At 44.1% G+C, this 24,967-nt stretch carries 24 protein-coding genes; 13 read left to right on the forward strand and 11 right to left on the reverse strand.

All coding sequences use genetic code 11. The features are described from left to right. The first annotated feature begins 32 nt into the window (after positions 1–32). The 4 genes from folC (at position 33) to purF (ending at position 3,972) form a co-directional block, all read left to right on the forward strand. Positions 33–1,295 (forward strand): bifunctional tetrahydrofolate synthase/dihydrofolate synthase, encoded by a 1,263-nt coding sequence (gene folC, locus OCW38_RS04465; RefSeq protein ID WP_261895221.1) that lies wholly within the window; start codon positions 33–35, stop codon positions 1,293–1,295. Beyond that, positions 1,296–1,871 (forward strand): SPOR domain-containing protein, encoded by a 576-nt coding sequence (locus OCW38_RS04470; protein WP_010436902.1) that lies wholly within the window; start codon positions 1,296–1,298, stop codon positions 1,869–1,871. Between the two features lie 61 nt (positions 1,872–1,932). After that, positions 1,933–2,424: a CvpA family protein gene (locus OCW38_RS04475; RefSeq protein ID WP_009848678.1), complete on the forward strand. Its 492-nt coding sequence runs from the start codon at positions 1,933–1,935 to the stop codon at positions 2,422–2,424. Between the two features lie 33 nt (positions 2,425–2,457). Continuing rightward, positions 2,458–3,972 (forward strand): amidophosphoribosyltransferase, encoded by a 1,515-nt coding sequence (purF, locus tag OCW38_RS04480; protein WP_010436912.1) that lies wholly within the window; start codon positions 2,458–2,460, stop codon positions 3,970–3,972. 195 nt (positions 3,973–4,167) lie between these two features. Here the strand turns inward: purF and OCW38_RS04485 are convergent, their stop codons facing one another. Then, positions 4,168–5,043, reverse strand: a complete 876-nt coding sequence (locus tag OCW38_RS04485) for a LysR family transcriptional regulator (RefSeq protein WP_004734167.1) — start codon at positions 5,041–5,043, stop codon at positions 4,168–4,170. 228 nt (positions 5,044–5,271) lie between these two features. Here OCW38_RS04485 and OCW38_RS04490 point away from each other — a divergent pair, with 228 nt between their 5' ends. The 7 genes from OCW38_RS04490 (at position 5,272) to recR (ending at position 11,252) form a co-directional block, all read left to right on the forward strand. Further along, entirely contained in the window at positions 5,272–6,375 is a 1,104-nt protein-coding gene (locus OCW38_RS04490; protein WP_010436916.1) for a response regulator, read from the forward strand. Between the two features lie 148 nt (positions 6,376–6,523). Further along, the gene (locus OCW38_RS04495; protein WP_004734169.1) at positions 6,524–6,661 is read left to right on the forward strand and encodes a hypothetical protein; all 138 of its coding nucleotides are present in this window, start codon (positions 6,524–6,526) and stop codon (positions 6,659–6,661) included. Between the two features lie 74 nt (positions 6,662–6,735). Next, positions 6,736–7,107 carry a YbaN family protein gene (locus OCW38_RS04500; RefSeq protein WP_029189203.1) on the forward strand — a complete coding sequence of 124 codons (372 nt, stop codon included), beginning with the start codon at positions 6,736–6,738 and terminating at the stop codon, positions 7,105–7,107. A 163-nt stretch (positions 7,108–7,270) separates the two neighbouring features. Continuing rightward, positions 7,271–7,816, forward strand: coding sequence for an adenine phosphoribosyltransferase (apt, locus tag OCW38_RS04505; protein WP_010436920.1), 546 nt, complete (start codon positions 7,271–7,273; stop codon positions 7,814–7,816). A gap of 18 nt (positions 7,817–7,834) precedes the next feature. Then, positions 7,835–10,093: a DNA polymerase III subunit gamma/tau gene (gene dnaX, locus OCW38_RS04510; RefSeq protein WP_261895225.1), complete on the forward strand. Its 2,259-nt coding sequence runs from the start codon at positions 7,835–7,837 to the stop codon at positions 10,091–10,093. Positions 10,094–10,244: 151 nt separating this feature from the next. Further along, a complete protein-coding gene (locus tag OCW38_RS04515; RefSeq protein ID WP_009848672.1) occupies positions 10,245–10,574 on the forward strand; it encodes a YbaB/EbfC family nucleoid-associated protein in 330 nt (109 codons plus the stop codon). Between the two features lie 78 nt (positions 10,575–10,652). Continuing rightward, positions 10,653–11,252 carry a recombination mediator RecR gene (gene recR / locus OCW38_RS04520; protein ID WP_010436925.1) on the forward strand — a complete coding sequence of 200 codons (600 nt, stop codon included), beginning with the start codon at positions 10,653–10,655 and terminating at the stop codon, positions 11,250–11,252. Positions 11,253–11,347: 95 nt separating this feature from the next. On the opposite strand, the gene aqpZ is transcribed toward recR, so the two are convergent. Together aqpZ and OCW38_RS04530 are read right to left on the reverse strand one after the other, a co-directional pair. Beyond that, positions 11,348–12,037, reverse strand: a complete 690-nt coding sequence (gene aqpZ / locus OCW38_RS04525) for an aquaporin Z (RefSeq protein ID WP_016767513.1) — start codon at positions 12,035–12,037, stop codon at positions 11,348–11,350. Positions 12,038–12,137: 100 nt separating this feature from the next. Further along, complete coding sequence (locus OCW38_RS04530) at positions 12,138–12,386, reverse strand: YkgJ family cysteine cluster protein (RefSeq protein WP_010436940.1); 249 nt, start codon at positions 12,384–12,386, stop codon at positions 12,138–12,140. A gap of 159 nt (positions 12,387–12,545) precedes the next feature. On the opposite strand from OCW38_RS04530, the gene OCW38_RS04535 reads away from it, so the two are divergent. After that, complete coding sequence (locus tag OCW38_RS04535; protein WP_261895228.1) at positions 12,546–12,983, forward strand: YcgN family cysteine cluster protein; 438 nt, start codon at positions 12,546–12,548, stop codon at positions 12,981–12,983. Between the two features lie 138 nt (positions 12,984–13,121). Here OCW38_RS04535 and OCW38_RS04540 read toward each other — a convergent pair whose 3' ends face one another. The 8 genes from OCW38_RS04540 to gap all read right to left on the reverse strand — a co-directional run bounded on the left by OCW38_RS04540 (position 13,122) and on the right by gap (position 24,133). Next, positions 13,122–14,699 carry an alkaline phosphatase gene (locus tag OCW38_RS04540; protein WP_261895230.1) on the reverse strand — a complete coding sequence of 526 codons (1,578 nt, stop codon included), beginning with the start codon at positions 14,697–14,699 and terminating at the stop codon, positions 13,122–13,124. 193 nt (positions 14,700–14,892) lie between these two features. Continuing rightward, positions 14,893–16,779 carry a BCCT family transporter gene (locus OCW38_RS04545; RefSeq protein WP_010437049.1) on the reverse strand — a complete coding sequence of 629 codons (1,887 nt, stop codon included), beginning with the start codon at positions 16,777–16,779 and terminating at the stop codon, positions 14,893–14,895. Positions 16,780–16,954: 175 nt separating this feature from the next. Beyond that, the gene (locus OCW38_RS04550) at positions 16,955–17,308 is read right to left on the reverse strand and encodes a hypothetical protein (RefSeq protein ID WP_010437053.1); all 354 of its coding nucleotides are present in this window, start codon (positions 17,306–17,308) and stop codon (positions 16,955–16,957) included. Between the two features lie 253 nt (positions 17,309–17,561). Next, a complete protein-coding gene (locus OCW38_RS04555) occupies positions 17,562–18,521 on the reverse strand; it encodes a ChaN family lipoprotein (protein ID WP_010437054.1) in 960 nt (319 codons plus the stop codon). A gap of 75 nt (positions 18,522–18,596) precedes the next feature. Beyond that, positions 18,597–19,412, reverse strand: a complete 816-nt coding sequence (gene rlmA, locus OCW38_RS04560) for a 23S rRNA (guanine(745)-N(1))-methyltransferase (protein WP_261895232.1) — start codon at positions 19,410–19,412, stop codon at positions 18,597–18,599. Positions 19,413–19,622: 210 nt separating this feature from the next. Next, on the reverse strand, positions 19,623–21,659 hold the full coding sequence (locus OCW38_RS04565) for a methyl-accepting chemotaxis protein (RefSeq protein WP_261895234.1): 2,037 nt from the start codon (positions 21,657–21,659) through the stop codon (positions 19,623–19,625). 354 nt (positions 21,660–22,013) lie between these two features. Beyond that, on the reverse strand, positions 22,014–22,898 hold the full coding sequence (locus OCW38_RS04570) for a D-hexose-6-phosphate mutarotase (RefSeq protein ID WP_016769082.1): 885 nt from the start codon (positions 22,896–22,898) through the stop codon (positions 22,014–22,016). Between the two features lie 239 nt (positions 22,899–23,137). Then, positions 23,138–24,133 (reverse strand): type I glyceraldehyde-3-phosphate dehydrogenase, encoded by a 996-nt coding sequence (gene gap, locus OCW38_RS04575; RefSeq protein ID WP_009848658.1) that lies wholly within the window; start codon positions 24,131–24,133, stop codon positions 23,138–23,140. 358 nt (positions 24,134–24,491) lie between these two features. Between gap and msrB the strand changes: the two genes are divergently transcribed. Beyond that, entirely contained in the window at positions 24,492–24,890 is a 399-nt protein-coding gene (msrB, locus tag OCW38_RS04580; protein WP_010437061.1) for a peptide-methionine (R)-S-oxide reductase MsrB, read from the forward strand. Positions 24,891–24,967: the final 77 nt, after the last annotated feature.

Raw genomic sequence — 24,967 nt, forward strand, 5'->3', positions numbered from 1 at the left:
AACAAACCTACTTAATCATGGTTATGAGTTAGATGAGTCAACAACCTATTCCTCAAGCCACATCCTCTTTGGAGATGTGGCTTGATTATTTATCAAACATCCACACAAGTGCTATTGATCTTGGTTTAGACCGAGTTCAAGCCGTCGCCTCTAAGGCAAAGCTCACCAAACCTGCTCAACACGTTATTACCGTTGCTGGAACCAATGGCAAAGGCTCAACGTGTGCTCTGATGGAAGCGATTCTGTTGGACGCTGGTTACTCAGTTGGTGTCTACAGTTCTCCTCACTTAATTCGCTATAACGAGCGTGTTCGTATTAACGGCCAAGATCTATCCAACGAAAAGATGGTTCAGTCTTTCGATTTCATTGAGAAAGAGCGTGGCGAAATCAGCCTTAGCTTTTTCGAATATGGTACGTTGGCGGCGTTACGCGCTTTTCAAACAGAAACGGTTGATGTTGTGTTATTGGAAGTGGGTCTAGGCGGGCGTCTAGATGCGACCAATATCGTTGAACATGATGTTTCTGTGATTACCAGTTTGGCTGTCGACCATGTTGATTGGTTGGGTGACGACATCAATGTGATTGGCTTTGAAAAAGCGGGTATCTATCGTAGTGGTAAACCTGCTATTTGTGGTCAACCCAAGCCACCTGCGACGGTTGCTGCGCACGCTGATGACATTAAGGCTGAGTTCTATCAAGTGGGTATTCAATATGCTTATGATGTAGATGGTGATGTGTGGAATTGGCGCAGTGGTGCATTTCAATTGGAATCACTGCCTATTCCAAGCCTACCATTACCTAATGCAGCAACAGCATTAATGGCACTAGGTACTTCAGATCTGACTATTAGCGATGTTAACGTGGTGAACGGTTTGAAGAATGCTCAGCTCCCGGGACGCATGCAGCAAATTAGTGAACACCCCGTGATTGTGCTTGATGTCGCGCATAATCCGCATTCGGCCGAATATTTTGCACAGCAAGTTGAGAAGACGTACGCAGGAAAAAACTTACACGTTGTTGTCGCTATGCTTCATGACAAAGATATCCCCGCGACATTGGAAGTATTAGCGCCGATGACAACACATTGGTACCCAGCTTCACTGCAAGGCCCACGAGCTGCAACGGCGGCGGAATTGTGTCAAAGCTTACCTGAAGGTATAAAGCAGCATACAACTCCTTTTGCGGCGTTTGAAGCGGCTTTAGCTTCGGCTCAAGGTGATGATGTTGTGTTGGTGGTCGGTTCTTTCCATACCGTTGGTGAGGTGTTGGAGCACTGGCAGAAAAAAGGAAACTAAATGGCAAGTAAATTCCAAAGCCGATTAGTCGGCACCATCATTTTAGTGGCCATTGGCGTGATTGTATTGCCCGATGTGCTTGATGGTAAGAAGCTCCACTACAAAGAAGAGTTTGCAAGCATTCCGATTAAGCCTGAGCTTGATAGTAATGTTGAGGTTTTTGAAGTGCTCGACCCTGTTGAAGATCAGATTGCATTACCGGATTCTCCGGTTGAGCAAGTGGTTGAAAGTGGCGGTGCTGATAAATCCGATACGCAAATGGCGTCGACTTCAAACAATAAAGAAGCAGACAAAGTGGCAGTCGTGGTGAAACCTGTACCAGAAAAAAATGAATACCAAGACAGTGCTTGGCTTATTCAATTAATGGCTTTGAAGAATGCTGACAACGCAAAAAATGTTGTTAAGGATTTACAAAAGCGTGGTTACCAGGCTCACACCAAACAAGAAAAAACTTTTACGCGAGTAATTATTGGCCCGGATGTCTCTAAATCCAAACTTGAGCGACAAATTAAGGAATTAGAAAAAATTACGGGTTCAAAAGGCCAATTGCTCAAATTTAAACCGTTAAATCCATAAGAAAACGTTTGCGTCAGCATTTTTTCTGTTAAAATGCGCGCCAACTTAAGATGAAGAATTCATGAATTGGTTAGATTTTGTCATTTTAGGCGTGATCGGCTTCTCTGCCGTGATCAGTTTAGTTCGCGGTTTCGCTAAAGAAGCGTTGTCACTTGTTATTTGGTTTGGAGCATTTTTTATTGCTAGCCAGTACTACGCTAAATTAGCCATGTACTTCACCAATATCGAAGATGAGATGTTTCGAAACGGAACTGCGATAGCAGCATTGTTTGTTGCGACGTTAGTTGTTGGTGCCTTAGTTAACTATGTCATCGGTCAACTAGTTCAGAAAACAGGCCTGTCGGGTACAGATAGAATCCTCGGTGTCGTCTTTGGTGGCTTACGTGGTGTTTTGATTGTTTCTGCAGTGTTGTTTTTCATGGATGCGTTTACTGCATTCCCAAGTTCTGAGTGGTGGAAGAATTCGCAATTGGTTCCGGAGTTTAGTCGAATCATTGCGCCGTTCTTCGAGCATTTACAAGCAACATCTAGTTTCTTATCTGGCGCGCTTTAGCGCCAGTTAATGTCGAAAATCGAGGATTAGGACATGTGTGGTATTGTTGGAATCGTGGGTTCAACACCTGTAAACCAGTCTATTTATGACGCTTTAACGGTATTGCAGCATCGTGGCCAAGATGCCGCTGGTATTTGTACCATAGAAAGCAATCGTTTCCGTCTGCGTAAGGCGAACGGTTTAGTAAAAGATGTTTTTGAAGCAAAACACATGCAGCGCTTACAAGGTGAAGTGGGTATTGGTCACGTTCGCTATCCTACAGCGGGCAGTTCAAGTGCTTCTGAAGCTCAGCCTTTCTACGTAAACTCTCCTTTTGGCATCACGTTGGCGCACAACGGTAACCTAACGAACGCAAATGAAGTTCGTGCGAAATTATTCGAGAAAGACCGTCGTCATGTGAATACAACCTCTGATTCTGAAGTTCTACTGAATGTATTAGCTCATGAGATCGATACCGTTAAAGGTAACGTGACTTCAGAAGACGTTTTCCGCGCAGTAGCGAACGTGCACCGCACTATTCGTGGTGCTTACGCCGTAACGGCAATGATTATCGGCCACGGCATGATCGCATTCCGTGACCCACATGGCATCCGTCCGCTGTGTCTTGGTAAGCGTGAAGTTAATGGTAAAACAGAGTATATGGTTGCGTCTGAGTCAGTAGCGTTAGACGCTGTTGGTTTTGACTTTATGCGTGACGTTGCTCCTGGTGAAGCTATCTACGCAACATTCGACGGTGATCTTTTCACTAAGCAATGTGCAGATAACCCACAGTTAAATCCATGTATCTTTGAGTTTGTTTACTTTGCTCGTCCTGACTCGTTCATCGATAAAATCTCAGTTTACAGCGCGCGCGTTGAGATGGGTGAGATGCTAGGTAAACGTATTAAGGAAGAGTACGCAGACTTGGACATTGACGTGGTTATTCCAATTCCAGAAACATCGAATGATATCGCGTTGCGAATCGCTCAAGCGATTAACAAGCCATACCGTCAAGGTTTCGTGAAAAACCGCTACGTTGGCCGCACGTTCATCATGCCTGGTCAGCAACAGCGTAAGAAGTCAGTTCGTCGTAAGCTCAACGCTATTCGTTCTGAGTTCAAAGATAAGAACGTTCTACTGGTTGATGATTCTATTGTTCGTGGTACGACATCAGAGCAGATCATTGAGATGGCTCGTGATTCAGGCGCAAACAAAGTTTACATGGTTTCAGCCGCTCCAGAAGTACGCTTCCCTAACGTTTACGGCATCGATATGCCAAGCGCGACAGAGCTGATTGCTCATGGTCGTGATAATGAAACGATTTGTAAGCAGATTGGCGCAGACGCTTTGATTTTCCAAACACTACCAGACCTTATTTCTGCAGTCGGCATGGGTAATCAAGACATCTCTCGTTTCGATACTTCAGTATTCAACGGTGAGTATGTTACGGGCGATATTGACCAAGCGTACCTAGACTTCCTAGATTCTTTGCGTAATGACGACTCAAAGGTTCAACGTGAAATCCAGCAAGACTTAGCGAACTTAGAGCTGCATAACGAAGGCGCTTAGTTTCTCGTTAGCAACAGATCACTTTTGTTAGTGGTAAAGCACTTTCGTAAGCAGTAAAGCGATTCCATTATTAATAAAGTGTGTTCGCTAACAATCAAGTGTTTTCACTAATAACGAACCACAGTGTTAGCGGGCTAAAAAGAAAAACCAGAGCATCAGCTCTGGTTTTTTTGTTTGCGGGGAATGGGATTAGTATTAATGAATGTGGTATGCGATCACAAAATCAATAAACAATCTAACCTTCTCAGGTAAATGGTCTTTGTGGTTATAAAGCATGTAAATATCACGAGGGTTAGCGCTCCAGTCTTCTAAGACTTGTACTAAGCTGCCGTCTTCAATGTATTCACGGATCATGACATCAGGCATTAGGGTGATACCTAGGCCTTCAGAACACGCTTGTCTGACAACATTCAATGCATTGGCGTTGAAACGACCTTTCTCGCTATTAACGACGGTCTCTTCATTCGAATTACTCAGCTGCCACTTAATCAATGGGTAGCCTTTGAGCAACGAATGGTTTGCCAACTCTTCAGCGTGACTTGGTGCAGGGTTCTTAGCCAAGTAATCAGGGCTTGCGATAAGAATATCTTTCACTTCGCTGATTTTTCTCGCGATTAAGCTTGAGTCACGTTGCGGACCGACTCTGAAAATTACGTCCCACTCCGTTGGGTCAAGCTGATCGGCTTGGTTGTTCATCATCAGCTCAATATTGATATCAGGGTATTGAGTCATGAATTCACTGAACATCGGCATCATCATGCGCTTAGTCAGGTTGGAGGGAGCGGTAATACGGATCTTCCCTGAAGCACCTTTACACACATCAGTGAGCTCTTCTGCAGTAGAAGACAGACGTTGCAGTAACGGAGAGCACTCATTGAAAAAACGTTCGCCAGCCTCTGTCAAAGAGAGTTTACGCGCGTGTCTATTGAGAAGCCTTAGGTTTAAAGAGTCTTCTAAGGCTTGGATGCGTCGTGTGATGGTCGCAACCGGAATCATAGTTTTGCGTGATGTTGCGGTGTAGCTTCCATTTTCAACGACAAGTCGAAAGAGGTTTAAATCATCTAATTTCATAAATCCAGACACATTTGTTTACAATCTCATCTAATTTATACGTAACAGTGAGATCAATGTTTGCGTTACGTCAACTCGTTGCACTATTTACAAGTATTCCAACCCTCGTCACGAATTACCAGTAAAGAGTGCAAATTTGTGTATTTAGCATTTTATTACTAAGTTTTATATTAGTTCTTGGAACAGATAACAATAATAATTCGACTTAGTTTTGTGAGGTTAAAGATTATGTACAAAACTTACAGTCAGCCAGTAATGACCTCGGCTCAGGAGATGATCAACCAAAAATGTGTCATGTTGGTTGATGATGACCCCATTTTTCGCCGTATAACCAGCGCGTATTTAGATGCGATTGGTTATAAAGTGGTTGAGGCTGAGAATGGACTGGATGCTTTGCAAAAGCTTAGGGATTCAGCACCAGATTTAATTGTGTGTGACTTATCAATGCCAATTTTGGATGGCATCGAGCTTGTAGAAGAGCTCAGCTTAGAGTATCCATCATTGCCTATGATTGTTGTGTCAGCGACAGACGACATGTCAGATGTCGCTAAAGCATTGCGATTTGGCATTAAAGACTTTTTAGCTAAACCGTTAGAGGATCACGCCCATTTAGGTAGCGCGATAGCTAATACACTCAAAGACTCGTTTGACAATATTTCAGACCAACGAGACTTTTCGAGCCAATGGTTTTCGGTAGATGACGGAGGAGAAATCCCTGAAGATCAAGAATTACATTGGCACTTGAATTACTTGCAAGACAACCCTAGTGCAGCAAAAGATCTATTGCATGCGCTACTTCCGGAAAAAGATACACGACAAGGAGCGTGGCGCTGTAGTTATCGATTGTTGCAATCAACAGAAATGATGCCACTTGTGTTTGATTACGCGTGGCTGATGAACGGGCAGTTTGCTTTTTATCTCGTTGATTCGTCTTCTTCTGATAATGGAGGCTCCGCGACGACCTTACTGGTGAGAGCTCTATTCCACGATTACATCAGGAATAGAAAAGATTTTAATGTTGACCTCAAAGATATTGCTGAGGTTTTGGAGAAAGGGATTCATTGCTCTAAGTGCGCTACGCCAGTTGATGCTTTGTTTGGTGTGGCTAATCTTGCTGAAGGGACTATCTCTATCTTACCTGCGGGTTTAGATGGGCGGTGGTCAAACGGTGAGGTGAATCAACACATTGCTGCAGGTGAGCGTTTAGGTGAAAACTGTAAGAAGAATTTTATTACAAGGGATCTGCCGATTGAAAAAGGGTGCCAGTTGTCAATGAGCTTACTGGGATCGGCAAGTTTTAGCTTAGACATACACCAAGGGTCTACTGATTAACCCTATATTTCCTCGGTTTTTGTGAATAATTGATTAAGGTATAGTTGCGCAAATGGTGTGGCTATGCCTTTTTTGTTAAATGTTGATTTAGCAAAGAGGGTTTGGTTCGCCACACACTTACCTTTACTAACAAAAACAAGAAGTAATCATGGCAGATAACAAAGACTTTCAAGACCCGTTTAATGTATTCTACTTTCTAGGATTTTTAGCCGCATTTTTAGCGATCCCATTATTACCAGCAACCCTTACGTTGATTCGAGTATTCAATGGTTACGCAACATTCTAGTGAAGCTATCTTAGATAAATTAATATAGTTAACTCAAGGAGGCCACAATTAGCGTTCGAGTTTTAAGCCTCAATATTGCTGGTGGCCTTTGTATATTTCTCGCAGTTCTAGGGATAGTTTTGCCCGTTCTGCCAACCACTCCTTTTCTCCTTCTTGCCAGCGCCTGCTTCATGCGAAGCAATCCGAAAGTTCATAAATGGATGCATGAGCACAAAACGCTGGGCCCTTTACTGAACAATTGGTATCAATACGGTGCCGTTACCAAACAAGTTAAAACGCGTGGCGTATTCTTTATCTTGTTGAGTTTTGCGTTATCCATCTACTTTGCTCCTATCATTTGGGTCAAGGCTTTCCTAATTTGCGTACTTGTTATTCTTCTCACATGGTTTATGCGACTTCCAACTCATGAGTTGGTTGCTGACAGCAAAGAAAATCACTACCATTAAGCCAGTGTGCCTGCTTATTTAGCGGGCGTTTATTATTTCAGCAATGAAAGTTATGACTCTCGTTGCAATGAATACCAATCGTACCTTTCCTTGGTTTCGTGCGTTAACTTGTTTGATTCGTTAACGAGAGTTTGGAAAGTGGCCTAATGAAGTGCATAAGATTATGAACACAGAAAAAATCTCTCTGATCAAAGCTAGCATCAAAAGTATCCCTGATTACCCTAAAGCAGGTATTTTGTTCCGTGACGTGACAAGCTTGATGGAAGATCCTGCAGCTTACAAAGCGACTATCGACCTGCTGGCGGAAACATACAAGGATATGGGCTTTACTAAGATTGTTGGTACTGAAGCTCGTGGTTTCCTATTTGGTGCGCCTTTGGCACTTGAGCTTGGTGTTGGTTTTATCCCTGTTCGTAAACCGGGTAAACTGCCTCGCGAAACAGTGGCACAATCTTATGAGCTAGAGTACGGCACAGATACATTAGAAATCCATACCGACGCTATCGTTGAAGGCGATAAAGTACTGATGGTCGATGACTTGCTTGCAACTGGCGGTACGATTGAAGCAACAACAAAGTTGATTCGTCAGCTTGGTGGTGTGGTAGAGCATGCTGCATTTGTAATTAACCTTCCAGAAATCGGTGGTGACAAGCGCTTAAAAGGCCTAGGTCTAGAAGTGTTTAGCATCTGCGAATTCGACGGTCATTAATCCTTTTCGGAATTATTCATGAGCTATCTTGCGTTAGCGCGAAAATGGCGACCAACCAAATTTAAAGAAGTGGTTGGTCAAGCCCATGTTTTAACAGCATTAGAGAATGCCCTTAGCCAGAATAGGTTGCACCATGCGTACTTGTTCAGCGGTACACGAGGTGTCGGTAAGACAACCATCGGTCGTTTGTTTGCTAAGGGCCTCAACTGTGAAACAGGCATTACCTCAACACCTTGTGGTGAATGCCCAACCTGTAAAGAGATCGATGAAGGTCGTTTTGTTGACCTGCTCGAGATTGATGCGGCATCACGAACAAAGGTAGAAGATACCCGCGAGCTTCTGGACAATGTTCAGTACAAGCCTGCACGTGGTCGCTTCAAGGTTTACCTTATCGATGAAGTACACATGCTTTCTAGGCACAGTTTCAACGCACTTCTAAAAACTTTAGAAGAACCGCCTGAATATGTGAAATTCTTGCTCGCAACGACAGATCCACAGAAGCTTCCAGTGACTATTTTGTCGCGTTGTCTGCAATTCCACCTTAAGCCGATCAGCGTGGATAACATTCATGAGCAGCTTGATCATATTCTAGAGCAAGAGAGCGTAACTTCTGAGTCTCGTGCGCTTGGAATGATTGCGCATGCGGCCGATGGCAGTATGCGTGACGCTCTTAGTCTAACAGATCAAGCGATTGCATTAGGCAATGGCAATGTAGTGACAGACACTGTTGCTCATATGCTCGGGACACTTGATACCGACCAAGCGATTCATCTTCTTGAAGCGATTAGCAGTAAACAGCCACAATTAGCGATGGCTTGCATTCAAGCTCTTGCTGAAAATGGCGTTGAGTGGGATGGATTGCTGAGTCAACTTGCGACTCAACTACACCGTTTGGCGATGTATCAAGCTCTGCCGTCTACTTTAGATAAGGCTCAGCCTGATGCCGAAAGGCTGGAACTGCTGAGCAAAGCGTTAAGCCCTCAAGACATCCAACTCTACTACCAGATAGTGCTGAAAGGTCGTGAAGACTTGCCATTATCGCCAACCGCTCGTGTTGGTATTGAGATGGTGGTTCTGCGTATGTTGGCGTTTAGACCGGTTGAACAAGCGGCTGCTACAGTTATCACGACTCAGTCGACAAGTCCTGTGCTAGCGCCTGCTACTCAAGCTCAAAGCGTTGCTCAACCTGTGAATCCATCTACACCAATGGCCGCTCCGAGACAGCCAGCTCAGGTTCAACAGCCCGTTCCGATGCAACAACATACGCCTCAGCAGAAAGCTATACCGCAACCGTCGATACAACAGCAACCGCAGCAGAATCAGGGGCAACATTCAGATTCGCAAGGTTACGCTGATCACGCAGGCTACCAAGGTTATCCAGAACAGGATTACCCGCATAGCCAAGATGATGCGCCACCGGCTTATGACGAACGTCCTAGCGACGGTACAGATCAGCCTCAGCAGCAACAAACGAATTATCAGAACCAGAGTCCGGTTCAACAGCCAAGCGCTGCACCTTCTGCTCCTTCTGTTTTGCAAGAGCAACCAGCGCGCGCAACCTCGCCAGTGAGTGGCTTACGCCATCAATTGCGTTCTCAACGTAGAGGCAGTGCTGCAACAGAAAACAAAGGGTCAGTGCCAAAAAAGGCTAAAGCGACACCAGCTAAAACTTCAGTTCTTGACCGAGTTGCTCAGCAACACGGTGGTTCTGAGCGGGTGTCGCCAGCTTCGTTATCCACTTCTTCTACAGAAAATGTTGCCAATGATAATGAACCTTATCGCTGGAAACCGTCTAAACCTGTAGTGAAAGAGGTGAGTAAAGAGCTTACACCCACTCAGATCAAGCGCGCGTTAGAGCACATTAAGACACCAGAAATGGTTGATAAATTGCTGCAAGAATCTATTGCTCAAGATGAATGGTCCGCCACGATTCAAAAGCTGGAAACAGCAAAGCTTGTTGAACAGTTAGCATTGAACTCAGTGTTTGCTAAAAATGGCACATCAATCACCTTAACGTTAAGATCGAGCCAAGCTCACCTGAATACGGATCGAGCACAGAGTGAGTTGTTACAGTCTCTCAATACCGTGCTCGGAGAAGAGTGTCATTTGAGTGTGGAAATCGGTGACGGTGGAGAAACACCTCTCGAATTAAGAGAAAGATTGTACCAAGGTAAGTTGAAAGACGCGTTTACCGCTTTGGAAAACGATGCCAATGTACAGTTTATTGAGAGGCGTTTTGCTGCCGAGCTCGACAGAGACAGTGTTCGCCCCATATAGAGCTTTTTCACGTTTAGTGACCTGCGTATCATCCTAGATAAGCAAATCTGAGAACTGAACCTCGAGGGGTTGAATCACTGTGGTTTAACCCCCATTTAAGCACCAAAGCTTAATAAATTTTAATAAACCAATTAGACCAGAGAGTATTAACATGTTTGGTAAAGGCGGTATGGGCAACATGATGAAGCAAGCCCAGCAAATGCAAGAGCGCATGCAAAAGCTTCAAGAAGAAATCGCGAATATGGAAGTTACAGGTGAGTCAGGTGCTGGCCTTGTAAAAGTAACCATCACTGGTAGCCACAGCGTTCGCCGTGTTGATATCGATGAAAGCCTAATGGAAGACGATAAAGAGATGCTTGAAGATCTTATCGCTGCTGCTTTCAACGACGCGGCTCGTCGTGTTGAAGAGACTCAAAAAGAGAAAATGGCTGGCGTAACTGGTGGGATGCAACTTCCACCAGGTATGAAGATGCCTTTCTAAGTAACTTATTCTTTAAAGTTAATTCAAGTGGTGGTTTGTGTTGAACAAGTCACCGTTTGAAAATCAGAACGGTTAACTATGCGTACCAGTCATATGCTGGAGCATTTGATGGAGGCCTTACGTTGTCTACCTGGGGTTGGTCCCAAGTCGGCGCAGCGTATGGCCTTTCATTTGTTACAGCGCGATAGAAAAGGCGGCCTACAGTTGGCTGATGCTCTTAGCCAGGCAATGACAGAAATTGGTCATTGTAATGAGTGCCGTACTTTTACTGAAGAAGATACCTGCCATATTTGTACCAACCCTAAACGTCAGGAAAATGGTCAAATCTGTGTAGTAGAGAGCCCTGCAGACATTGCAGCAATTGAAGCAACTGGCCAATATTCAGGCCGTTACTTTGTGTTGATGGGCCACCTTTCGCCACTTGATGGGATTGGTCCAAGTGATATTGGCCTCGATGTTTTGGATTACCGCTTACGTCGTGGTGATATCACAGAGGTTATTCTCGCGACCAACCCAACGGTTGAAGGCGAAGCAACGGCCCATTACATTGCTGAGCTATGCAATGCCCATGAAGTGAACGCAAGTCGAATCGCCCATGGTGTTCCCGTTGGTGGTGAGCTAGAGCTGGTAGATGGCACCACGCTTTCGCACTCCTTACTCGGTCGTCATAAGATATAAAAAAGCCGCTTGGTGAATAATCACTAAGCGGCTTTTTCTTCTTTTGTTATAAAGCTTTGTCCTTGAACGTGTCTATTCTAAAACCTTTCAAACGATTAATCAGAGCCGCGCACGGCTTTGTAAATCGCAGCGCCAATCACGGCACCAATAATCGGTGCAATCCAGAATAGCCATAATTGCGAAACAGCCCAGTCTCCAACAAATACGGCTACACCAGTACTTCGAGCAGGATTCACAGAGGTATTAGTGACGGGGATACTGATAAGGTGGATCAAGGTTAAACAAAGACCAATCGCGATAGGTGCAAATCCAGCCGGTGCTTTTGAATCGGTTGCCCCCATGATCACGAATAGGAACACCATGGTCATGACCACTTCACACACGAGTGCTGCGGTTAGCGAATAGTCACCCGGTGAGTGTTCACCGTAACCATTCGAAGCAAAGCCTGATGAGACAACGTCAAAACCTGCTTGGCCAGAAGCAATCACAAATAGCACGCCGCCCGCGATAATACCGCCAATCACTTGGGCAATAATATAAGGCGCAACATCTTTGCCATCAAAGCGACCACCACTCCATAGGCCGATGGTGACAGCAGGGTTGAGGTGGCAACCGGATATATGACCAATAGCGAAAGCCATAGTGAGTACGGTTAAACCAAAGGCAAGGGAAACTCCGAGTAGGCCAATTCCCACATCAGGGAAAGCCGCGGCTAAGACGGCACTACCACAACCGCCCAACACCAACCAAAACGTACCAAACATTTCTGCGATATACCTATTCATAACGATCCTTATTAATCTGTACCAGTATCAACAAGATAGTTTAGATTTCGTAACTTTGTGAAATCTTGAGCATATAGGAGGCAGAAAAGGGCAGATGCGCTTAGGTAATCGCTTCTAATTCGATCAGGTTATCAAGGGCTTCTTGGTCGGTCTTGCCACAAATGACAGGGCAGGCTTTGAATTGGTGGCACACCTTAGGGCGCGAAGATAGACCAAACAGCTTACAAAGATTTTGCTCATTTAATTGAATGCATCGCACGCCCGCAGGCTTGCCATTGGGCATTCCAGGAATAGCTGATGTAATACTTGGAGCGACACAACATGCTCCACAACCTAAACGACATTCCATCAAATTAAACTCACTAAATAGCAGGGGGCGCGATAGTAGCAAAAAATGATGAGAGTGACAGCTGTTGATTGAATCAAAGAATGAACAATGATTATCCTTGAACTTTTTATGGGCTAGCGGTATAACACGCACCCCAGTAAATGAGTAAGAAGTAATCCTATGACGAATCCATTTTGGCAAGAAAAAACACTAGAACAGATGACAGAGCAAGAGTGGGAATCACTGTGTGATGGTTGTGGTAAGTGTTGCCTGCATAAACTAATGGATGAAGATAGCGATGAAGTTTACTACACCAATGTGGCATGTAGCTGGTTAAACGACAAAACATGTTCGTGTAAAGACTACCCGAACCGTTTCACTTCTGGTGAAGAGTGCTTGAAGCTGACTCGTGACAAGATCGACGAGTTTCACTGGCTACCAGATATTTGTGCTTATCGCCTTTTATCAGAATCTAAGCCTATTCCTGAATGGCACCCATTGATCACCGGATCAAAAACAGAGATGCATGCAGCAGGCGAAAGTGTTCGTAATAAAGTGGTGTACGAAATTGATGTTGTCGATTGGGAAGATCACATTTTAAACCACCCGAACCGTTAGTTATTCTAAAAACAGCCGCTTTTGAGCGGCTGTTTTGCGTCGCCTAAATTTAAAACTTACTTAATTACTTAACTTAAAGGCTTAAAACAAAAAACGCCCCGGAGGGCGCTAAAGTTAAACGAGCAAAAAAGATTCAGGCTAGTTTACTTGTTGTTTAATGTACTCACCCAATTCTGAGTGGTGCATGATTTTCGAAACCGGCAGTATTTTCTCAGCAGGGCCCCAAGCAAACACGTTCACAGGTGTGTGAGTATGTGTACCTGTACCCCAAACAATGTTTTGACCCGTTGCTTGTTCACGAGCAAGCAGGTTGCCACGGTCGTTATATGGGAAGAATGCATCGAAATCGTTGATAGCAGGTACTTCTTCTGCTGACAAGTATTTGTGCTGAGCCAATCGGTATGGGTTCGGCTTACTGGCTAATACGTTTTTCGCTTGTTCCGCTGTAATAGGGAACTCACTGTTTTTGTTGACGATTTCGGCCAGTTTTTCAGGTGTTTGCTGTGCTTTATCTAGCTTTTGAAATTCGCTGATCATGCCGTAGTAGCTTTGCTTCTGATTGTATAGACCATCAAGAATATCGAATGCGCCAAAGTTAAAGTTGGGTGCATAGTCGCGATCAGCGAAGGCTTCGCCAGAACGTTTCTGTGGTTTTGGTAAGTCGTTAGAAGAGTAGCTGAAACCGAAAGATCCTGTTTCGTGGTCTGCGGTCACAATCACGATCGTGTCTTCACGATCTTTTGCCCATTCATACACAATTTGGATCGCTTCATCAAACTTGAGCAGTTCATGCAGCATCGTGCCGGCATCGTTACTGTGACCCGCCCAATCGATTTGGCCACTTTCAACCATTAGGAAAAAGCCATCTTCATCTTTGGATAGGATGTTGAGCGCTTTTTTTGTCATCTCTTTCAGGCTTGGCTGAGTTCGTTCGCCACTCTTTTTCTTGTTGCTGTAAGCGATGCCATCATCCATGCCTGAGTAGGCGAATAGGCCAAGTAGTTTATCGCCCTTAGCGTCGTCTAGCATGTTGCGATTAAACGCCAGTTGGTAGCCGTCTTTCTCTGCTTCAGTCAGCAGGTTACGGTCGTCTTTACGTTTCGATTTGAGATAAACATCACCTTGAGTCAGTTTCTCAAGTTGCTTATAGGTTTCACCTTTGTCGTTGGTCGATTTAGGAATCCAATGACGTAGCCCTCCAGAGAGCATCACATCAGCGCCCGTTGCTAACATATCAGATGCAATTTGATTCTCTAAAGAACGGTGAGGTTGGTGAGCGGCGAAAGAAGCCGGGGTCGCGTGAGTTAAGCGTGTGTCGGACACTAAGCCGGTCGCTTTGCCTGCTTTTTTCGCTTTCTCAAGTACGGTCTCAACATGGTTACCCTGTGAATCGATACCGATCACTTCTGAACCGCTGTAGATACCCGTTGCAAGCATGGTCGCAGAGCAAGCTGAATCCACTACGATTGCGTCTTCCGGATGCGTTAGGGATGAACCAATAACCCCTTCTTGAGCAAGTTGATAAATGGCCGTTTTGTTCCCTTTATAGATGGAATTTGGCGCTTGGTTTGCGTAGGTTTCCAATAAGCCAACTTGCTGAGGTCCCATGCCGTCGCCGATCATCAGAATGACATTTTTGATTTCTGCTGAAAGTACGTTGAATGAGAGTGTAGAGGTTACCACTGCGGTAACAATTGGTTTCATAAAGTGCTTCATTAGTTATCCCTTTTTATATAAGCGGGATGATTAGAACACCGATTTATGTCAAAGTCGTTTCATATTTGTTTCATCAACATGAAAGTGAGCAATAACTCAAGTTTTTAGAAAAACATAAAAAAAGGCTCACATTTCTGTGAGCCTTGGTCTTATTTAGGAGCGTCCAGATTAACGGACGATGTCATGGCTAATGTCAAGCAAGCGGCAGTTCTGCAACCACCTGGTTGAACGCGACTCGAGCTTTTTGAGCTTGCTCAGATAACTCTACTTTCTTCGCTTGAGCTGTACTTAAGTCGTTTTCAGCCTGCTCAAGAGCTTGTTGTAGATTTTCTGGAAGTTCATGTGTTTCCATTTGCGCACCTTGTTCAAGAACATAAGCACGAATTTCTTTCTTAACATCCGCTAGCGCTTTGTAAGCTTCACGTTCATGTTCAGCTGCCTCTTGTGCGGCATCTTTCTCTTTTTCAAACTGTGCTAATGCCATACCTTCTGCCGACCATGGATCCATGTCTGGTAGTTCTTCGATGTTAATCGTTGGTTCGATGTACGCGTCTTGATGACGTAGATCTAGGCTAGTGGCTCGAACGGCTGAAATCATCAACATCACAGAGATCGCTAGTAGTGGTAAACCACCTACGATTGCTGCGGTTTGTAGTGTACTTAACCCCCCCAAGAACATCAGGATTGTTGGTAAGAACGAAAGTGTAAATGCCCAGAACATACGGTTCCAACGCATCGGCTCTTCTGTCACGTTGTTCTGAACTACAGAAGCCAGAATATAAGAGATAGAATCAAAGGTTGTCGCAGTGAAAATGATACATAGTAGTGTGAATACTGCGATCACCAATGTGCTCATTGGCAGTTGTGCCAGCATCGAGAAGATCGCTTTAGTTGCGCCTTCTTCGTTCAAGATAGCAACGACATCGAGCTCGCCAGACAACTGTAGAGATAAACCGTAGTTACCTAAGATCATGAAGAATAAGAAACAGCCTAATGAACCAAAGAAGATTGAGCCTGACACCATTTGTTTAATGGTTCTGCCACGAGAGATTCGTGCAACAAATAGGCCCATACTCGGTGCGAAAACTAGCCACCATGCCCAATAGAAAATGGTCCAATCTTGTGGGAAGTGCGTGTTTTCAAAGGTTCCGTAACCACCAAATGGTTCCGCCCATGTTGCCATCACGAAAAAGTTAGACAGTAGGCGACCAATTGAATCTAGGCCTGTTTCCAGCATGAAAATCGTAGGGCCAGCAATCAGAACGAAAGCCAATAGCCCCATCGCACCCCAGAAGTTGATGTTGCTGAGGATCTTGATGCCTTTTTCTAAACCCGCATAAGATGAGTACGCAAAAATAGCAGTACAAACCAGAAGTACCATCACTTGAGTTAGGTTGTTTTTAGGCAGACCGAATAGGTGGTTAAGGCCTTCAGTGATAAGAGGAGCTGCTAAACCTAAAGTTGTGGCTGCGCCGCCTAATAGACCGAAAATGAATAGGATATCGACGATCTTTCCCGGTACGCCCTTACTACGGTGTTCACCAAGAACGGGCATTAGAGCGCTAGAGATTTTTAGAACAGGTTGTTTACGAACATAGAAGAAGTAAGCAATAGGAATCGCAGGGATCAAGTAGATAGACCATGCGATTGGTCCCCAGTGGAACAGACCATAAGTCGCTGCCCAACGAACGGCTTCCTCACTGCCTGGCTCCAGTTGGAAAGGAGGTGATTGATAGTAATAAGCCCACTCAATACAGCCCCAGTACAAGATACTTGCACCGATACCACCACAGAACAGCATTGCTGCCCATGATGCTGTTTTAAATTCTGGCTCTTCGTCCGCTTCGCCAAGTTTGATTTGTCCCATATCACTGAAGACAACATAAACCATGAACGCACACGCTGCTAGGCCAAGCGCTAAATATAGAAAGCCGAGTTGATCGGTCATAAAAGTTTTAGCTACCGCAATCCAGTCTGCTCCTTGAGTAGGGAACATAATCAGCGGGAAGACGATCGTGAGTAGGAGTGCTATCGCACCAAAAAAGGTCGGCTTGTCAATAAGCTCAAAAGTGTTTTTCACGGGTATTATTCCATTAAAATGAGAGCGGAATTATGGAGTGAACTCGTTTTTTAGGACAAATCAGGTCTGTTGTCGTGACGACAAATCACTTTTTACAATAGAAAAGACTCTATGCAAAGGGGCAATGCAAGAGATGCAGCGTAAGGGATGGGATACAGTGGAGAACGATAAAGTGTTAGACCAGAGCGAGAAGGATTCCACCAACGGTTGCCGCTGCGGACAAATATTGCCCAGCTGAATACGAACCGTCGTCTTCTTCTTCGATCTTGTCTGGGTGATCCATACCTAGAGCGCCATGAGCAAATGATTCAACCTTATCGGTAACGGTTTCATTCTCTGCTTCAATTTTTTTTGCTTCTTTATCGATTTCTTTCAGGGCAGATAAGAGCGCTTTGCCTTCATTAGAAAGCTTAACAGTGTTTTGTTCAACCTTAAGAGGCGCGGGCTTTTCAGCTTCACTGTTTTTACTCTGTGAGTTCATTTGCGAAGGTGAATATAGCTGGGTATTACTCGTTCCTACCGGCGTCATATAGCTCTCCTTACCTATCCTTAAATATAGTATCGGCAGAGGTGTGAAAAACTTGTGCATTTAATCACCATGGTGATGTTTTTTTATTCGCACATTACATTTTCATCTGCTTAATCAAAACTGCTTGGTAATTAAGCAATTCCTATGCCGATATCAATATTTATCTTAGGGCGCGATTGAACAAGCTTTTAGTTTGCCAGACTTGTAGCATGCCAGACCTAAACTTGGATAAGATTAAGTCTGGATAGCGAGTTTAGTCGCACTTGAGATCGGATCCGCGCTTAGATAGGTGCTTGTATGCCTTCATTCGGTTCTCTTTCTTAACAAAACGAGCCGGTGGAGAAAGCACTTTTAGTTGGTAGTCACTGCTATTCGATGAGATTTCTTCAACTGGACTGATGATGGCAATTTTCAAATCAGGGTTACGACGTAGAATCGACGCTGCAGTGCCTAAACCACCTTCGGTGTGGAATTTACCAGCCACATGGATCACCTGTTGTTCAGGGTTTGATGCTAGGTAATCCACAATCGATTCAGCCATAGTTTCGTCCCAGGTTACCTGAGCGGAAAATTGCTTTTCTGTTTGCTCTGGTGTGCCGTGATGCATTGAAGCCATGAACTTTTCTTTGTAAGGGCTATCGCCAGTATCGACTTCTGAAGCAATCCATTGGCGTTGTTCCGTCGTTAGCTGATCTAGATAGGATAATCCTTTACGGCCGATACACTGTACAAAGGGTTTTGGTGCGTTTGCCGCAATGATATCGACATCGTTGGCTTTTGCGAATTCAACCAGCGCACGATAATCACTTTCGTAATTTGGCCAAGCAGCGGCTTGAGACATAAGAACTTGTTCGCCAATCTCACCGTTTAGATATTGGTTTAATGTGTCTTGATGCTCTCGAGTGAATTGTTCCATTGATAACGCAATGTTTGGCGTAGCGTTTCGACGCACTTTTAGGAAATGGGTTTGGAAGCGATGGATAGCAGAGTGAGTGTGCCATTCTCCAATAAGAACGACGTCAGCTTCTGTCAGTTGCTTGGGTAACGCATCGAGGGAAAGTGTTTTACCTTGTGGGGAAGCAAACTGGTAATCATAAAATGTGAAAACGGTTTTTGTTTGCGTGTTAGCCACTGTTTGAGAAGTGTTGTTTGAAGGTTGAGTAGCACAAGCTGTAAGCAGGGTAGCTAATCCGATAAGAATAATACGTTGCATGAAATGCCTCCTTGAAGAACACGCATACTAAAGGAGGCAAGATGAGATTTCAATGCAAACGATAATCAATATCAATTAAATTTGTTTGCGGTACACTCTCAACATAAAGTCAGCTTCACAGTTGAATTGCTCTGCATCGGTGAGTTGTCGTTTAAACTCTTCACTCGCTTTCCAAGCAAATGGCGTCATCTGTAGCAGGTCGAATGCATCTGACCCCGATAGTTCCATCATATAGTTTAGTTGTTCTTGGTGTTCAAGCGTAAAACCTTCGATCACTTCTGGATCTTCGTCATGTAAGCGAACGCCATCATAAATTGCATCACGCAGTTGATACAGGTGTCGGTTAGCGGGTGTCACGGTGATCACCACACCATTATCTTTGATGGTGCGTTGCAGCTCTTCAGCCTTGCAAGGCGCGTAAATGCGTAGAATGCCGTCTAAGCTGTTTTCAGCAAAGGGTAGGCGATGGCTTGATGCAACCGAGAAGTCGACTACAGGGTAGCGTTTAGCCGCGTATTTGATAGCGATCTTAGAAATGTCTAGGCCAAAAGTAGCACCATTCTTTTCTTTTAGGTTTACCGCAATTTCGTTGGTGTAATAACCTTCGCCACAACCAATATCCAATAGGCTAGGTGCCTCTGCTGGTAGATAACGAGAACACAATGTCAACACCGCTTGGCGCATTGGGTCATAGTGGTTGCCTTCAAGGAAGCGGCGACGAGCCTGCATCATCTCTTTGTTATCACCTGGATCTTTTGAGCGTTTGTGGTGTGCTGGCATCAAATTGACATAGCCTTCTTTCGCTAGGTCGAACTGATGGTTCTTTTCACACTTAAACGTACGATCGTTTTGAGATAAAGGTTGGTGACACAAAGGGCATTGGTAAGTCATTGCGAACTCGAGGTAGATATCTTAAGGGCGAAATTTTAACAGGAAGCAAAGAGGGGCGCTAGCGTAAACGAGGTTGCCGTAAATAAGTAGAGCCAACGAGGTGTTGGCTCTATATGAAGTTATTGAGTTCACGCAGCGATATGTGAACTCAAGCTATTTACTAAAGTTATTAACCAAGGCCAATCACTAAGTCTTTAGTTAAATAAATGGTTAGCTAAAGAAGTTCACTTGATTTTTCAATGACTCAGCTTGCTTTTGAAGTTCATCAGCACTTTGAGATGTCTTAGCGCTGGTTTCTCGGCTTTGTTGGTTTAGGTCGCTGGTTGCATGTGCGTTGGCGGCTATCTCTTGAGAAACTTGAGCTTGCTCTTCAGATGTTGCAGCAATAGTTTCAGCTTGAGAAGCAATAGACTCAACCTGAGAAGCAATGGATTCTAGTGCTGTACCGGCTTCTTGCGCTTTATCGAGTACTTGGTTGGCATTCGATTGGCTCTGCGTCATTAGATTTACGGCATTATTAGTGGAAGCTTTTAGCTTCTCAATAATGCTTACCACGTCTTGTACTGAGGTTTGAGTACGATGAGCCAGCGTTCTCACTTCGTCAGCAACAACGGCAAAGCCACGGCCTTGTTCTCCAGCACGTGCAGCTTCAATCGCAGCATTCAACGCAAGTAAGTTGGTTTGTTCTGCGATGTCATCAATCATTTTGGTAACAGTTTGGATGCTTTCGCTATCAGCGCTTACTTGCTCAATCGCTGATGCTGATTTATCTAGCTGATCGTTGAGCTGAGCAACATCAATACACACACCTTCAACAACCTCTAAGCCTTGCTGACTATCGTCATTTGCCAGACGGACGTTTTCAGCAATGCTGTTGACTTGTTGAGCTACGGATTCAGCCGACGTCGCCATCTCTTCTATTGCTGTTACTACTTGTTCTACTTGCGCCTGTTGACGGTCAGATTGCGTTAAGTTGTGGCTTGCATCTTGAGAAACACTGCTTGAGCTATTTTGAACTTGATCACTGGTCGCGCGAATTTCACCCACTAATGTATTCAACTGGGCAGCCATGGTTGCAACCCCTGTATTTAGGTTACTGATTTCATTCTTTGTTTGCTTACCTGAGTTTGGAATATGTAGGCTGACTTCGCCTTTCCCTAAACGCATCATGTATTCGTTTAAGGTTGTTAGCGGTGTTAGTGTATGGTTCAAAACGAAAGTTAACACTACGATTGTAGCGGCGGCAATCAAGGTCGCAATGATAGCGATAAGCTTCAGAAGCTCGTCACTGCCTTTGGTCACTTCCTTAATGAACGTGCCGCCAAGTAGCTTCCATCCCCAACCCGGAACGTCGGTGTATACCAGATATTTTTCACCTACTGTTCCTTGATACTCATATGGGTATAGGATCAGGCCTGATGATTGTTCGAAGAGTTGATAGAAAGGTTTGTTGCCATCGTAATCGGCGACATCAATAATCGATTTGCCACCGCCAGCAAGGGTAGGATGCAATAAGTACTGACCTTGATGTTCTTTTTCATTATCAACAATGATGGTGTATCCGGTGTCTCCCCATGATACCGAGCGCAAAGACTCAAATAAGCTCTGAGTTGCTTCTTCAACGGGTAAGCCAATGAAAGACACACCATTAACTTTACCTTGAGCATTGGTTAAGGGAGCGTAGTAGGTGATGTAACGCTGGCCGAATAGTTTTACTTGAGCGTAATAAGGCTGGCCACTTTTGAGTTTGTTATAGCCTGGGTGGTTTCGTCCTAGCGTAGTAGCAACTACTCGATCACCTGAAGGGTTTTTAAGAGATGTTGATACACGAATGAAGTCCTCACCGAATGGGGCAAACAATGTTGCTACTGCGCCTGTATCACGAGTAAAGCTATCAACGAGTTTGGTGTCGTTGATCAGGCTTTCACCATATTGCGTCATGTTAGGAATCGAATGGCCGTTGAACTCAACGTCATAACTTTCAACATAAACACCTGCTAGGTAACCGTTACGAAAAGTTGATTCTAAAACTTCGGCGGTATGCAGGTAGGCATCAAATTGACCAGATATTGTTTTGGCCATTGCTTCGACTTTTGACTGATGCTCTTTCAGTGTGTTGTCTAATAATACCTGTGAGGCATTTCGATACACGAGGGTCGCAATTGAACCAAAGGCGATCAGCAAGCAAAGTAAAATCACTAGCTTAAGTTGGAAACCAACACTTTGATTTTTGTATTTATCGAACATGAATTCACTATCCTGTCTTCATTTAGGTGTTGTTAGATTTGGTTTTACTATTGAGTTTTATATCATAAGAACTTATTTATCGGCATGGATTGATAATAATTAATGAATTAATGAATTAATGAATTAATGAATTGATGGTTATTTTTATAAATTAAACTGATAAATGGTGATCTGGTGTTGATTTGAACCAATACGAGGAAGGCTGTTGTGGCTATGCGCTATGACTTTTCAGGATATACGCTACTCCTTATTGGATACATGCCATTGCTCTGGGGAGTGGTGAGATTGTAGACAATAAAAAATGCAGCTTGTGAAGGCTGCATTTATTGTTTTTTCCTCGAATTAGCTAGACGCTTAATTCGAAGAGATAACCGTAATCAGTTGGTGGCTCTCGCCTGGCTGTAACGTTTTACCTGCTTCTAGGCTTGGTGCATGCAGCGTTGATTCTACACACATCATAGTGAGGTAACCGTCGTCTTGCATATCGCCCATACTCGCAGCGCCTTCAGCCCACGGGTTCCATAATACAGCAGAGTTATGACCGTGGTTCTCAACCGTTAAAGTGCGATCCAATTTTTTGTCAGCAACAAAAATTTGCGCTTCTGGTTGTGTGTAAACACGATCGATGGTGTCAGTCAGGACAAGCTCAGAACCACCTTGGCAGATCTTACCACCTTGTAGGCTATCAATGTATTCAGCGCCCATACCTGTCGTGGTTGTGTTGTGAATATTTCCAACGTTTAGGTAAGAGTGCAGCGCACCAGAGAAAGTCCATGGCTGAGAATCAGTGTTCTTCACATCCAAGGTCACTTTTAGTTGCTCGCCGATTTCAACATTCAAACGAGCATCGAATTGATGAGGCCAGACAGTTAACGTCTCTTCGTTTGGCTTTAGACCTAAGCTTACTATCACACCCGCTTCGCTTTCACGGTGCTCAACTAATTGCCATTCGCTTGAACGTGCAAAACCATGAGCAGGTGCTGCAATGCGACCAAACCAAGGCCAACATACCGGAATACCGCCACGTAGAGCCGTTTTGCCATCAAACTTAGCTTGTTGACTCATCCAAATTAGGTCTTCTTGGCCTTGTGGTTGGAATGACACGACATGGCCGCCAAACAATGAAATGGCTGCGTTTGCTTTATCGTGGATAACGCGAACTAGTTTTACGCCTTCGTGTTCTACGATAGTCACGTTGTCAGAAAGTACAGTCAGTGTGGGTAGAGTAGATAAATCCATTACATGATCCTTCTAAGGAAATTGAATTCAAATGCTGACTAGAGTGATGCTTGTGATATGACGAGTAACAAGCTCAGACAGTATTAGAATTGAACTTCGTTGTTTTTTAATCAACTTCATTCAAAAGACGCTCAAAATATAGCAGGTATTAAAAAGGCGACACTAAGGTCGCCTTTTTCAAAGTCTTTCTCAATGAAAGTCTTCGCTAATGCTTGTCTAAAGCGATTTCTAAAAAGAAATTACTTAGAGATGTGAGCGATTAGGTCTAGAACTTTGTTTGAGTAACCGATTTCGTTGTCGTACCAAGATACAACTTTAACGAATTTGTCAGTTAGAGCAACACCAGCTTTAGCATCGAATACTGAAGTTTGAACTTCACCGATGAAATCTTGTGATACTACTTGGTCTTCAGTGTAACCAAGAACGCCAGCCATTTCGCCTTCAGAAGCTTCTTTCATTGCAGCACAAATTTCTTCGTAAGATGCAGCTTCTTTTAGGTTAACAGTTAGGTCAACTACAGATACGTTAGCAGTTGGTACACGGAAAGCCATACCAGTTAGAAGGCCGTTTAGTTCTGGAAGAACAACGCCTACAGCTTTAGCAGCACCAGTTGAAGATGGGATGATGTTTTGAGAAGCACCACGGCCACCGCGCCAGTCTTTAGCAGAAGGACCATCTACAGTTTTTTGAGTTGCTGTAGTAGCGTGAACTGTAGTCATAAGACCAGACTCAATGCCCCACTTATCGTTAAGTACTTTAGCGATAGGTGCAAGACAGTTAGTAGTACAAGAAGCGTTAGAAACGATGTCTTGACCAGCGTAAGATGCTTGGTTAACGCCCATTACGAACATTGGAGTTGCATCTTTAGAAGGACCAGTAAGAACTACTTTCTTAGCGCCAGCAGTGATGTGCTTACGTGCAGTCTCATCAGTTAGGAAAAGACCAGTTGCTTCAGCAACTACGTCTACTTCGATAGCATCCCACTTAAGGTCTTCTGGGTTACGCTCAGCTGTAACACGTACAGTTTTACCGTTAACGATTAGGTTACCGCCTTCAACTTCAACAGTACCGTTGAAACGGCCGTGAGTTGAGTCGTACTTAAGCATGTATGCCATGTACTCTACGTCGATTAGATCGTTAATACCTACTACTTCGATGTCTGCACGCTCTTGAGCTGCGCGGAATACGAAACGGCCGATACGGCCAAAACCGTTAATACCTACTTTGATAGTCATTGTAGTTGCTCCACAACTTAATTTCTGATTAAAGATAACTGGTAGTAAAATTACAGAATCCAGTATACATCTGCAATAGATAATCCGACTTAACTTGTTTAATGTCAAAAAAAAGCGACGCTTTTCTTAACAATTGGGTGTAAGTGGTTGAAAATTGACCATTGCGAGTGGCTCTGTACCCTTCCAGTTGGGTAAAATACCCCTAAATGATGATTCACTTATGAGTGTATATGTACAATGTTTCCTGGTGAGAAAGTATGTGCTACAAAACGACTCATATGCAAGCCTTTATGGTAAAAAGTAAATATAATAAATGAGAATGTGGAGAGATATTAACGTGATTCAAAAGGAAGGAAATATGTTAAAGCCTGATGAATACTGGCGTGAACGCCTATCAGACGATGAATTTGAAGTGTGTCGTCTACGTGGAACTGAAGCCCCTTATAGCGGTAAGTTACTGCATAATCAGAAGACGGGTGTCTATAGCTGCACATGCTGTGAAAGCCCTTTGTTTCTGTCGGATAACAAATATGACTCTGGGTGTGGATGGCCTAGTTTTGACGCCCCAGTGAATGATGAAGCGGTACGCTATATAGAAGATCTAAGTCACGGAATGAAGCGTGTAGAGATCCGTTGTACTGCTTGTGATAGCCATTTAGGTCACGTTTTCCCTGATGGCCCACAGACAACTGGCGAGCGCTTCTGTGTTAATTCAGTGTCGTTAATTTTCAACAAAAATGACAAAATTACGAAATAACTTGTAACTATTGTTTAATCCTTACAGATTGCATTTGCCGATTTAGGAATACTGAACTGCCCAAGATTTCAGAATTA

Origin of the sequence: Vibrio cyclitrophicus, from assembly GCF_024347435.1 — a bacterium.
GTDB lineage: Bacteria > Pseudomonadota > Gammaproteobacteria > Enterobacterales > Vibrionaceae > Vibrio > Vibrio cyclitrophicus.